This window comes from Streptomyces boninensis, assembly GCF_048572725.1.
In the GTDB taxonomy this organism is placed as follows: Bacteria; Actinomycetota; Actinomycetes; order Streptomycetales; family Streptomycetaceae; genus Streptomyces; species Streptomyces boninensis.
This window is the reverse complement of sequence record NZ_CP183837.1, coordinates 9,228,258-9,240,129: the sequence shown is the minus strand read 5'-3', so window position 1 is coordinate 9,240,129 and position 11,872 is coordinate 9,228,258. Positions and strand designations below refer to the sequence as shown.

Here is an 11,872-nt window from a genome sequence, read left to right as displayed (position 1 = left end):
CCGCCATCACCCTCCACCGACCCCAGGAGCACCACACCGTGACGCAAGCCCCACCGGCCACGGGGAGCGAATTCGCGCCCCTGCTGCGCGACATCAAGGCTCGGGGGCTGCTCGACCGACGCCCCCGCTGGTACGCCCGCACCATCGCGGTCAACGCCCTCAGCCTCGCCGCCGTCATCGCCGCCATGGCGCTCATCGGCGGCTCCTGGTGGGTGCTCGCGCTCGCCCCCGTACTCGCCGTCCTGTCCGCCCTCACCGCCTTCATCGGCCACGACGCGGGCCACGCCCAGATCACCGGCGACCGCGCCACCAGCCGCCGCATCGGCCTCATCCACGGCAATCTCCTGCTCGGCATGAGCTACGCCTGGTGGAACGACAAGCACAACCGCCACCACGCCAACCCCAACCACATCGACAAGGACCCCGACGTAGCCGCCGACGTCCTCGTCTTCACCAGCAAGCAGGCCGCCACCCGCACCGGCTTCCGCGGCTGGCTCACCCGCCACCAGGCGTGGCTCTTCTTCCCGCTCACCCTCCTCGAAGGCCTCGCCCTCAAGGTCTACGGCTTCCAGCACCTCCGCCGGCAGACCGGCCGCGAGCGCCTGGTGGACGGCGCGCTCCTCATCGCCCACGTCATCGGCTACGCCACCCTCCTCCTGGCGACCATGCCGCTCACCCACGCGCTCGTCTTCGCCGCGCTCCATCAGGCCCTCTTCGGGCTGCACTTGGGCATGGCCTTCGCCCCCAACCACAAGGGGATGGACATGCCGGACCCGGACGGCGACGAGAAGTGGGGGCACCTGCGCCGCCAGGTCCTGACCTCGCGCAATGTCCGCGGCAGCGTCCTCACCGACTGGTTCCTCGGCGGCCTCAACTACCAGATCGAGCACCACCTGTTCCCCAGCATGCCCCGCCCCCACCTCAGGCGCGCCCAGCGCGCGGTCCGGGACCACTGCCGTGACCTCGGCATCCCGTACGCGGAGACCGGGCTCATCGACTCCTACCGGCAGGCCCTGCGGCACATGAACGAAGTCGGCGAGCCGCTGCGACTGGACATCTGATGATCTCCGTCGAGGACGAACGCCGCCGCGCGCTGCTCGCGGGAGCCTCCCGCCGGTGGGTACGGGTGCTGCCGTGGGGCCTGGCCTTCGTGCTGACCGTCGCCCTGCTGCCCACCACCATCCAGGTGCTCAGCGTCGAGTACGGCCTGAACGCCGTCGCCGCCAGCGCCCTGGCCGTCGCCCAGGCCGCGCCGCTGCTGCTCGCCGTCGTCCGCCCGCTGCAGGCCTGGTACGTCATCTTCGCCGCGGACATCGCCGGGGCGATCGCCCTGCTCGGCGTCGACTTCGACGCCCGGCACCTCTGGCCCTTCCCGGTCATGGCGATTGTCGGATACGTCGGCCTCTGCCTCGCCCTCGGCCTGCGCGAGTCGCGCCGGACGCTGGTGCTGGTGTGGCTGGCGACGGCCGCCGCGAACGTCGGTCTCGGCTTCGCCGCGCCCAACGGCTGGAACGCCAAGAACGCCCTCCTCACCATCCTCGGCGGCGTCGCCCTCCTCCTCGGCGCCGCCCTCCGCGAGCGATACGAGGCCCAGCGCCGGCTCGCCGTACAGGAGTCGATCAGCGAGGCCGAGCGCGGCCGCCGGACGCTGCTGGAGGAGCGCGCCCGCATCGCGCGCGAGCTGCACGACGTGGTGGCGCACCACATGTCCGTCATCACCGTGCAGGCGGGCACGGTGGCGTATCGCCACGACGACGTGCCGCCGGACATGAAGGACGAGTTCACGTCCATTGCGACGACCGCGCGCGAGTCGCTCGGCGAGATGCGGCGGCTCCTCGGCGTGCTGCGGAACGAGGAGGCGCACGGCGACCTCGCCCCGCAGCCGGACCTGACGCGGATCTGGCAGCTGGCGGAGGCGACGGTGCGGGCGGGCGTGCCGGTGGAGTTCACGCCGTGCGACGCCGAGGTGCCGGAGGCGGTGGGGCTGTCCGCGTACCGGATCGTCCAGGAGGCCCTGGCCAATGTCGTACGGCACGCGCCCGGCGCCTCGACGCGGGTGTCGGTGGCGGCGGACGGCGAGCGGCTCACCGTCCTCGTCGTGAACGGCCCGGCGCCGCAGCCGCCCGACGCGCCGCTCGAGGAGGGCGGCACCGGGCATGGCCTCGTCGGCATGCGCGAGCGGGTGCGGCTCGCCGATGGATCGCTCGATGTGGGGCCGCTGCCGGACGGCGGCTTCCAGGTGCGTGCCCAATTCCCCCTGACTGAAGAGGACTTCACGTGACCACACGTGTCATCGTCGTCGACGACCAGGCCATGGTGCGGGCGGGCTTCGTCTCGCTGCTCGCCGCCCAGAGCGATATCGACGTGGTGGGAGAGGCACCCGACGGCGCGCAGGGCGTCGAGCTGAGCCGGCGCACGCATCCGGACATCGTGCTGATGGACGTCCGGATGCCGGAGATGGACGGCCTGGAGGCCACCCGCCGCCTGCTCGCTCCACCGCCGGGGGTCACGCACCGGCCGCGCGTCCTGATGCTGACGACCTTCGACGTCGACGACTACGTCTACGCGGCGCTGCGGGCGGGCGCGAGCGGCTTCCTGCTCAAGGACGCGCCACCGGACGACCTCGTCGCGGGGGTACGGGTCGTCGCCTCCGGCGAGGCGCTGCTGGCGCCCTCGGTGACCCGCCGCCTCATCGCGGACTTCGCATCCCGCCGCCCCACCGCGGGCGGCAAGCCCGCCCAGCGGCTCAAGGCGCTGACGGAACGCGAGACAGAGGTCCTCACGCTGGTGGCCCGCGGCCGGTCTAACACGGAGATCGCGGCGATCCTGGTGCTCGCCGAGCAGACGGTGAAAACGCACGTCAGCCGCGTCCTCACCAAGCTCGACCTGCGCGACCGCGCCCAGGCGGTGGTCTTCGCGTACGAGTCGGGGCTGGTGACCGCGGGCGAGTAGCACTCGGCCCGCCCGCCCCCTACCGGGGTACCCCCTCCAGCTTGGCTCCGCGGTATGACGACCGGCCCGCAGCCGTCCCCGCACTCTCTACCCGTCACACCGAGAAGATCGTGAGAGGGCAGGACATGAGGCTACGTAAAGGCAAGCGGCAGCAGGCGGACGACCGGCGGGAGGCCCCGGTACAGGCCCCCACCCAGGCCCCCGCCACCGCGTCCGGACTCGCCGTCGAGCTGAGCGGTGTCCGGCGCACGTACGGCCGCGGGGGCGGCACGGTGCACGCCCTCGCCGGCATCGACCTCGCCCTCCCCCGCGGCACCTTCACCGCGGTCATGGGCCCGTCCGGCTCCGGGAAGTCCACCTTCCTGCAGTGCGCGGCCGGGCTCGACCGGCCCACCGCCGGGTCCGTACGCCTCGGCGGCACCGAGATCACCGGGATGAGCGAGAACGAGCTCACCGAGCTCCGCCGCAGCCGCCTGGGCTTCGTCTTCCAGGCCTTCAACCTGCTGCCGTCGCTGACCGTGGAGCAGAACGTGCTGCTCCCGATGCGCCTCGCCGGGCAGCGGCAGGACCGCCGCCGCGCCGCCGGAGTGCTCGCCCAGGTGGGGCTCGCCGACAAGGCGCACCGCCGCCCCGGCGAGCTCTCCGGCGGCCAGCAGCAGCGCGTGGCCGTCGCCCGCGCCCTGGTCACCACCCCGGACGTGATCTTCGCCGACGAGCCCACCGGCGCCCTCGACACCGGCACCGCCACCGAGGTCCTCGGCCTGCTCCGGCACGCGGTGGACACCCTCGGCGCCACCGTCGTCATGGTCACCCACGACCCCTCCGCCGCCGCCTGGGCCGACCGCGTGCTCTTCCTCGCCGACGGCACCTTCGCCGGCGGCCTGGAGCGCGCCACCGCGGACCAGATCGCCGCGCGGATGACCGCGCTCACGTCCCGTACCGGCGCGATGGCGGGTGTCGCGGCATGATGCTGAAGCCGAATGGGCTGGCCCGCGCGGCCGTCCGCTTCAAGCCCGCCTCCTTCGCGGGCACCTTCGTCGCGCTGATGATGTCGGCGCTGATCGTCACCGCCTGCGGCATCCTCCTGGAGACGGGGCTGCGGGCCTCGGTTCCGGCGGAGCGTTACGACAAGGCGCCGGTCGTCGCGGCCGCCGACCAGTCCGCGCGGCTCGTCGCCGACTCCGTCGACGGCCCCGAGGAGACCTCCTTCCCGCTGCCGGACACCGCTCGCGTCGACACGGGCCTCGCGGCGAAGGCCGCGGGGGCCCCGGGCGCCCAGGCCGCGGTGCCGGACTTCACCTTCCCGGTACGGGCCGCCGGCGCGGCCGTCACCGGCCACGGCTGGGGCTCGCACGCCTTCACCGGCACCAAGCTGTCCGCGGGCTCCGCCCCGGCGGCCGGCGAGGTGGTGCTCGACTCCGGCGCGGCCCGTACCGCGAAGGCCGCCGTCGGCGACACCGTCACGCTCGAAACCGCCTCGGGACCCGCCGACTTCCGGGTGTCAGGCCTGGCCAAGGCCGGCGCCGGAGACACCGCCGACGGCGCCAAGCCCACGGCCTGGTTCGCCGACGCCCAGTCCGCCACGCTCGCCGGGCACCCCGGCAAGGCCGACGCCATCGCCGTGCTGGCGAAGCCCGGCACCGACACCGATGCCCTCGCCGCCTCCGTGGAGAAGGCCCTCGGCAGCAGCGTCAACGTCCACACCGGCGACGGCCGCGGCGAGGCCGAGGACCACGGCCTGATGTACGCCAAGGAGACGCTCACCTCCCTCGGCGGCCCCTTCGGCGGCATCGCCACCCTGGTCGCCGTCTTCACCGCGGCCGGCACGGTCGCGCTGTCCGTCGGCCAGCGCAGCCGCGAGTTCGCGCTGCTGCGCGCCATCGGCGCCACCCCGCGACAGATCCGCCGCGCGGTCGCGTCCGAGGCGCTGCTCGTCGCGCCGCTTGCCGGGCTGCTCGGGTCGCTGCCGGGGATCGGGCTCGCGCACTGGTGGTTCGGGCAGCTGCAGGACCGGGGCGCCATCCCGGAGGCGGTCGGGCTGCACGTGTCGGGGCTCCCGATGCTCGCAGCGATCGTGGTCGGGCTGCTCACGGCGCTCGGCGCGGGCGCGATCGCCGGGCGCAGGCCCGCGAAGATCAAGCCGGGGCAGGCGCTCAACGAGGCCTCGGTGGAGCGGCTGCGGCCCGGCATCGTCCGTACGGTCCTGGGCCTCGGCGCCCTGGGCGGCGGCGCGACCCTCGCCGGGGTCGCCGCGTCCGCGGGCGGTGACAACGCGGCCAATGCCTCGCTCGGCGTGATCATGCTCTTCATGCTGGCCATCGCCCTGCTCGGCCCGCTGGTGGCCCGGCTGTGCGCGACCCTCTTCGGCACGCTGCTGCGCAGCGGCGGCGCCTCGGCGTCGCTGGCGGCGGCCAACTCCCGTACCAACTCCCGCCGCCTCGCCTCCGCGATCACCCCGATCGTGCTGGCCATGGCCTTCGCCTCGACGTTGGTCTTCATGCACACGAGCGAGAGCAAGGTCGCCTCGGAGCAGCTCCGCGACGGCATCACGGCGGACCACGTCGTCACGGGCGGCCCGGCGGGCCTGTCCGGCGACGCGGCGGAGCGGGCTGCCCACGCGCCCGGCGTCGAGGCGGCCGTGAGCATGCAGGACGCGCAGGTGCTGGTGCCCGTGCACGGCGGCGGCGAGGTGTCCCTGCAGGCCACGCCGACCCAGGCCATCTCGGGCTCCGGCGCCCAACTCGCCAAGGTGCAGGACCTGGACGTACGCGACGGCGACCTGGACCGCGTAGGCCCGGGCCGGATCGCCATCGACAAGACCCTCGCCAACGGCGCGAAGGTCAAGGTCGGCGACAAGCTGCCGATCTATCTCCCGGACGGCACCAAGGCCCGCCCAGAGGTCGTGTCGGTGTACGGCCGCGGCCTGGGCCTGCCCGCGGTGACCATGGACCAGGCCTCGCTGGCCGGGCACGTCACATCGGGCTTCGACAGCACACTGCTGGTACGCGGCGGCGACGCGAAGTCGCTGACCGGGCTCGGCCTCGGCGAGGTCTCCGACGCCTCCGGCTATGTCGCCGCGCAGAACACCGACCGCGAGCTCGGCGCCTGGTCCAACTACGTGATGGCCGCGATCCTCGGCGGCTTCGCCGCCGTCGCCGCGGTCAACACCCTCGTGATGACGGTCCTCGACCGCCGCCGCGAGCTGACCACGCTCCGCCTCGTCGGCTCCACCCGCCGCCAGGTCCTGCGGATGCTCCGCTGGGAAAGCCTCCTGGTCTCCGCGGCAGGCGTGGTCCTCGGCACCACCATCGCCATGATCACGCTGACGCCGATGATGCGCGGCCTGACGGGCGAGTCCCCGCACATCCCGCCGCTCCTGTACGGCACCTTCACCGCCACCGCGGTAGGCCTCGGCCTCCTCGCCGTAACCCTGCCTGCCCGCGCGGCACTACGCGAGAGGAAGGCATGACCGACATCGATGAAGCCGGATTGCACACAAAGTGGAACGCGCGGCTGATAGGCCTGGTCGCCGTCCTTTCCCTGGTGAATTTCGTCGTCGACTCGGCCATCACCGCGCCGCTGGTCGTACTGCCGGAGATGCTCGACCACTTCGGGACCAGTCAGCCCGCATGGCTCAACGCCACGGCGATGCTGGCGGGGGTGGTGTGGGCTCCGCTGCTCGGAAAGGCCGCGGATAAGCACGGAAAGCGCAAGGTGCTCGTGCTGACCTTGCTCCTCAGCTGCGCGGGCGCGCTTTTGTGCGCGGTGGCGCCCAGCCTGTGGCTCTTCGTGCCGGGGCGGATGCTGCAAGGGGCGGCGCTGGCCGCGATGTTCCTGTCCGTCGCGATCGTACGGAGCGCCTGCGCGCCCCGCATCGGAATGATCGTCGTGGGCATCGTGACCTCGGGCTCCGCGGTGCTCAATATCGCGTCCCGGTTCTTCATCGAGAAGCTGGCCAAGGAGTTCGGCTTTCAGATCCTGTTCCTGATCTCGGCCGTCGTAGCGGTCGCGATGGCCGTCTGCGTCCGCAAGGTCGTTCCCGAATCGCCGGTGGTCAAGACTCCAAGCAGCAGCCGGGCCGGCGGTGGCCTCAGGAATCTCGGGCGGCCTTTGGTGCTCACCCTCCTCGTGATCTTCCTCGCCGCCGGTTCGTACCAGAGCATGCTGCAGCTCATCCCGCTCATCGGCGACGTCTCGGCGGGCCAGGATCTCGGGTACGGGCTGGCCGACCAGGGCTCGGTGGCGCTGCTGCTCGCGGCGCCGGGGATCGGGGTCACGCTCGGCGGTCCGGCAGCCGGATGGCTGGCCGCGCGCATCGGACCGGCGCCGACGCTGGCCGGGGCGGTCGCGCTCGGGACGGTGGGCACGATCGGCATGTTCCTCGGGGCCTCCGAGCTGGCCGCCGCGCTCTGCTTCGCTTTCCTGCTGGGGATCACGGCGGGAGCACTGGGGGCGGCGGGCTTCAACATGGCCATCAGCCTGGCCGCCGCCGAACGCCAGGGCATCGTGTCCAGCCTCGTCATGGTCATGGTCTCCATCGGCGCCGTGGTCCTCGACTTCGTCGGCGGGACCGTACTCAAGGCGACCACCGTGGACGTCGACGGCGACACGGTGAACTCGGCCACGGGCGTATTCACCTATATCGCGATCGGCACCGGCATGTTCGCGATCGCCGCGGTACTGGCGGCCACGCTCGTCCGCGGCACCCGCGCAAGCAAGACAGCACAGATCGGAGTCGAAGCATGAATACAGAAACCGCATCCAAAGGCACGGTCCTCGTCTCCGGCGCGAGCATCGCGGGGCCTGCCGTGGCGTACTGGCTGCACCGGTACGGATTCACGGTGACCGTCGTGGAGAAATCCACCGGCGTACGGGGCGGCGGCTACCCGATCGACGTGCGGGGCACAGCGGTCGAGGTGGCCCGCCGGATGGGCATCCTGCCGCGGCTGCGGGAAGCCCACATCAATTCCCGCCAATTGACCTTTCTCGACGCCGACGGCAAGAAGGCGGCCGTGGTGCACCCCCAGGCACTCGCCGGCGGCGTCGAGGGACACGACGTCGAGGTGCCGCGCGGCGAGCTGACCGACGTCCTGTACGAGACGGTCCGCGACAAGGTGGAGTTCGTATTCGACGACTCCATCGCCACGCTCGCGGAGCACGACCACGGCATCGACGTCACCTTCCGCAGCGGCACCCGGCGCACCTTCGACGTCGTCCTGGGCGCGGACGGCCTGCACTCGCACACCCGGAGTCTCGTCTTCGGCCCGGAGGAGCCCTTCCACCGCTATCTCGGCTACTGCTTCTCGATCTTCACCATGCCCAACACATACGGCCTCTCCCACGAGGTGCTCCTCTGGAACACCCCCGGCAGAGCCGCGGCCCTCTACGCCGTCAAGGACAGCAACGAGCTGCACGCATTCCTCAACTTCGCCCACCCGGAACCGCCGTACGAGGCCCTCCGCGACCCCGCGGCCCAACGCGACCTGGTCGCCGCCACCTTCGCGGACGACGGCTGGGAGATCCCGGAGCTGCTCACCGCCATGCGCCACGCGGACGACCCGTTCTTCGACACCGTCAGCCAGATCCGCATGCCCCGCTGGTCCAGCGGCCGGGTCGCGCTCCTGGGTGACGCCGCGTACGCCCCGTCCTTCCTGACCGGCCAGGGCTCCAGCCTCGCCCTCGTCGGCGCCTACATGCTCGCCCACTCACTGGCCACCCACTCCAACGACCACAAGGCGGCCTTCACCGTCTACGAACGCGACACCCGCGGCTTCGTCGAACAGAACCAGGACCTGGTCGGCAAGGGCGGCGCCGCCCTCTTCCCCACCACCGCCGAGGCCCTGGAGCAGCGCAACGCCCGACTCCGCAGCCTCACCACCCTGCCACCGGACACGGGCCGCCCGGCGCACACCGCCCTCACCCTGCCCGACCCGGTCGCCGGCTAGGCCGACGGCAGCCGGTAGACGGACACATGCGACCGCGACTCGGCGGTGAACTCGCCGCCGCCCCAGTCCGCATGCCGGCTCTCCAGCTCAAAGCCGGCCAGCTCGGCCATCAGGTCGAGCTCGGCCGGCCAGATGTAGCGGTGCGGGCTGCGGAAGAGCTCCGCCTTTGTGGAGTCGTCGAACCGGAAGTGGTGCGAGACGACGTGCTGCCGCAGCGTGTCGTACGTGTCCAGAAGGATGTATCCGGGCTCGCTCACGCCCACCGTGGCCTGCTGCCCCGGCGGCAGCTTGCGCAGCTCGGGCACCCAGAGCTCGATCACGAAGCGGCCGCCGGGCCGGAGATGCCTGGCGGCGTTACGGAAGCAGCGCACCTGTTCGCTCTGGTCGAGCAGATTGGAGATCGTGTTGTACACGAGATAGACCAGGCCGAATCGCCCGGGCGCGACGGTCGTCGCCATGTCCCCCATGACCACGGGGATCATCGCCTCGTCCGCCTTCGTACGCAGCTGCGCCACCATCGCCGCCGACAGCTCGATCCCGGTCACGGCCACCCCGCGCTCCGCGAGCGGCACCGCCACCCGGCCCGTACCGATGGCGAATTCGAGCGCGGCCTCACCTCCCGCGAGCTCGGCCAGCCGGGCCACGGTCGGCTCCAGCACCTCGGGGGCGAACATGCCGTCGCCCGGGGTGTCGTATCCCCGGGCGACGGTTTCGTTCCAGAGCTCGTCTTGTCGCATTCGGACAACGCTGGCTGCCGCCTTACGCGTTGTCCACTGATTATTGCTTCAGGTGCCGGCTGAAGAACCGGCCCGCCCCCTCCCCGGCGAACTGCGGGACGCCGGTGTGCCCGCCGAGATTGGCCTCCAGGGTCTTCTCCTTGGAGCCGAAGGCGTCAAAGAGGTCCAGGGCCGCCTGCCGGTCGTTCCCTTCGTCGTCCCACTGCAGCAGGACGTACAGCGGAATGGTGACCTGCCGGGCCTCCTCGAAGATGACGCGCGGCACGAAGCTCCCGGCGAACAGGCCGGCGGCCGCGATCCGCGGCTCGACCGCCGCGAGCCGGACACCGATGGAGATCACTCCCCCCGAGAATCCGACCGGGCCGCCGATCCCGGGCAGCGCCAGCAGGGCGTCCAGGGCCGCCTGCCATTCCGGTACGGCCTTTTCGACCAGCGGGAGGGTGAGGGCATCGATGATCTCGTCGCTGACCGGCTCGCCGGCCTCCAGCACCCGGCGCAGGCCGGCGCGGCCTCGCTCCAGGTCCGGCAGCCGGGGCCGGTCCCCGCTCCCGGGCAACTCGATGGTCGCCGTGGCGAAGCCCTCCGCCGCGGCGTGCTGGGCCCGCGCCACCAGGCGCGGATACATCTTGCCCAGCCCGAGCGGAGGGTGGCCGAGCAGGATCAGCGGAACCGGCTCGGATACGGGGGCCGACGCGGGCATCCACAGGATGCCGGGGATCTCGCCAAGGGTGAATGCGCGCTCGAAGACGCCGTCATCGAGGCGCTGCTCAGAAGTGAAGTGCATGGTCGTGCCTTTCGGGAGTGCACGGAAACGGCGCTCCCGGACGACCTGTCTACCGCCCGACCGTGACCCCGGAGGGGAGCACCCATGTCGATACTGAGTTCACGGGTACCACCTCCTGGATCTGTCGCACGGCCGTCAGGACATTAACACGGCCGGTGCAGCAGAGCGGCCTCGACGTCCTGGTCCACGGCGAGGCCGAGCGCAATGACATGGTCCAGCACGGCTGGGTCCAGGCCCGGACACTCCCGAGCCCCGAGGAGCGCCGAGGGCTGAGACATGCCGGTGGCCCCGTACGGAACGGATCCGTACGGGGCCACCGGCCGAGCTGTGCTCAGTACTGCTCGATCAGTACTGCTCGGTCTCCGCGAAGCCCGCGTCGACATCGTCGGCGCCCGCGCTGAACGGGGCCGCGGCGCCAAGCGCGGCGGTCGGGTCGAAGCCGGCCGGAGCGCTGTCCTTGAGGCCGAGGCCCATGCCGGTCAGCTTCTCCTTGATCTCGTCGATCGACTTCGAGCCGAAGTTACGGATGTCGAGCAGGTCCGCCTCGGACCGCGCCACGAGCTCACCCACGGAGTGGATGCCCTCGCGCTTGAGGCAGTTGTACGACCGGACCGTGAGCTCGAGCTCCTCGATCGGCAGCGCCAGATCGGCGGCCAGCGCCGAGTCGGTCGGCGACGGGCCCATGTCGATGCCCTCGGCGTCGATGTTGAGCTCGCGGGCCAGGCCGAAGAGCTCGACCAGCGTCTTGCCGGCGGACGCCATGGCGTCGCGCGGACGCATGGCCTCCTTGGTCTCGACGTCGACGATCAGCTTGTCGAAGTCGGTGCGCTGCTCGACACGGGTCGCCTCGACCTTGTACGTGACCTTGAGCACAGGGCTGTAGATCGAGTCGACCGGGATCCGGCCGATCTCCTGGCCCAGCTGCTTGTTCTGGACGGCGGAGACGTAGCCTCGACCGCGCTCGACGGTCAGCTCCATCTCCAGCTTGCCCTTGCCGTTGAGCGTGGCCAGGACCAGGTCCGGGTTGTGGACCTCGACGCCGGCCGGCGGGGCGATGTCAGCAGCGGTGACCACGCCGGGGCCCTGCTTGCGCAGGTACATCACGACGGGCTCGTCGTGCTCCGAGGAGACGACCAGCTGCTTGATGTTGAGGATGAGGTCGGTGACGTCCTCCTTGACGCCCGGCACGGTGGTGAACTCGTGCAGCACGCCGTCAATGCGGATCGACGTGACCGCCGCACCCGGGATCGAGGAGAGGAGCGTGCGCCGCAGCGAGTTGCCGAGGGTGTAGCCAAAGCCGGGCTCCAGCGGCTCGATGACGAACCGCGACCGGTACTCCTCGACGACCTCTTCGGTCAGGGAGGGGCGCTGAGCAATGAGCATGTGGTGTTGCCTCCAGTAATGGGCGCCCGCCATTTGACGCCCTGCACACTGCAAAATACCTGCTACTCACC

At 71.6% G+C, this 11,872-nt stretch carries 11 protein-coding genes; 8 read left to right on the top strand and 3 right to left on the bottom strand.

Going from position 1 to position 11,872, the window contains the following annotated elements:
• The first annotated feature begins 38 nt into the window (after window positions 1-38).
• From ACNNMR_RS41595 to ACNNMR_RS41565, 7 genes are all read left to right on the top strand, one after another.
• Window positions 39-1,061 carry a fatty acid desaturase family protein gene (locus tag ACNNMR_RS41595; RefSeq protein WP_419999940.1) on the top strand — a complete coding sequence of 341 codons (1,023 nt, stop codon included), beginning with the start codon at window positions 39-41 and terminating at the stop codon, window positions 1,059-1,061.
• Window positions 1,061-2,281, top strand: a complete 1,221-nt coding sequence (locus ACNNMR_RS41590; RefSeq protein ID WP_419999939.1) for a sensor histidine kinase — start codon at window positions 1,061-1,063, stop codon at window positions 2,279-2,281. Before ACNNMR_RS41595 ends, ACNNMR_RS41590 begins: the two co-directional genes overlap by 1 nt.
• Window positions 2,278-2,952, top strand: a complete 675-nt coding sequence (locus ACNNMR_RS41585; RefSeq protein ID WP_419999938.1) for a response regulator — start codon at window positions 2,278-2,280, stop codon at window positions 2,950-2,952. The genes ACNNMR_RS41590 and ACNNMR_RS41585 overlap by 4 nt, the downstream gene beginning before the upstream one ends.
• Before the next feature lie 125 nt (window positions 2,953-3,077).
• Window positions 3,078-3,920 carry an ABC transporter ATP-binding protein gene (locus tag ACNNMR_RS41580; RefSeq protein WP_419999937.1) on the top strand — a complete coding sequence of 281 codons (843 nt, stop codon included), beginning with the start codon at window positions 3,078-3,080 and terminating at the stop codon, window positions 3,918-3,920.
• Window positions 3,917-6,421 (top strand): ABC transporter permease, encoded by a 2,505-nt coding sequence (locus ACNNMR_RS41575; RefSeq protein ID WP_419999936.1) that lies wholly within the window; start codon window positions 3,917-3,919, stop codon window positions 6,419-6,421. The genes ACNNMR_RS41580 and ACNNMR_RS41575 overlap by 4 nt, the downstream gene beginning before the upstream one ends.
• Window positions 6,418-7,698 (top strand): MFS transporter, encoded by a 1,281-nt coding sequence (locus ACNNMR_RS41570; protein ID WP_419999935.1) that lies wholly within the window; start codon window positions 6,418-6,420, stop codon window positions 7,696-7,698. The genes ACNNMR_RS41575 and ACNNMR_RS41570 overlap by 4 nt, the downstream gene beginning before the upstream one ends.
• On the top strand, window positions 7,695-8,897 hold the full coding sequence (locus tag ACNNMR_RS41565) for an FAD-dependent monooxygenase (protein WP_419999934.1): 1,203 nt from the start codon (window positions 7,695-7,697) through the stop codon (window positions 8,895-8,897). The genes ACNNMR_RS41570 and ACNNMR_RS41565 overlap by 4 nt, the downstream gene beginning before the upstream one ends.
• Here the strand turns inward: ACNNMR_RS41565 and ACNNMR_RS41560 are convergent.
• Together ACNNMR_RS41560 and ACNNMR_RS41555 are read right to left on the bottom strand one after the other, a co-directional pair.
• Window positions 8,894-9,634 (bottom strand): class I SAM-dependent methyltransferase, encoded by a 741-nt coding sequence (locus tag ACNNMR_RS41560; RefSeq protein ID WP_419999933.1) that lies wholly within the window; start codon window positions 9,632-9,634, stop codon window positions 8,894-8,896. The genes ACNNMR_RS41565 and ACNNMR_RS41560 overlap by 4 nt on opposite strands.
• Window positions 9,635-9,674: 40 nt before the next feature.
• Window positions 9,675-10,418 carry an alpha/beta hydrolase gene (locus ACNNMR_RS41555; protein WP_419999932.1) on the bottom strand — a complete coding sequence of 248 codons (744 nt, stop codon included), beginning with the start codon at window positions 10,416-10,418 and terminating at the stop codon, window positions 9,675-9,677.
• A gap of 17 nt (window positions 10,419-10,435) precedes the next feature.
• On the opposite strand from ACNNMR_RS41555, the gene ACNNMR_RS41550 reads away from it, so the two are divergent.
• A complete protein-coding gene (locus ACNNMR_RS41550; protein WP_419999931.1) occupies window positions 10,436-10,819 on the top strand; it encodes a hypothetical protein in 384 nt (127 codons plus the stop codon).
• Here the strand turns inward: ACNNMR_RS41550 and ACNNMR_RS41545 are convergent.
• Complete coding sequence (locus tag ACNNMR_RS41545) at window positions 10,764-11,801, bottom strand: DNA-directed RNA polymerase subunit alpha (RefSeq protein WP_419999930.1); 1,038 nt, start codon at window positions 11,799-11,801, stop codon at window positions 10,764-10,766. The two genes, ACNNMR_RS41550 and ACNNMR_RS41545, sit on opposite strands and share 56 nt — an antisense overlap.
• Window positions 11,802-11,872: the final 71 nt, after the last annotated feature.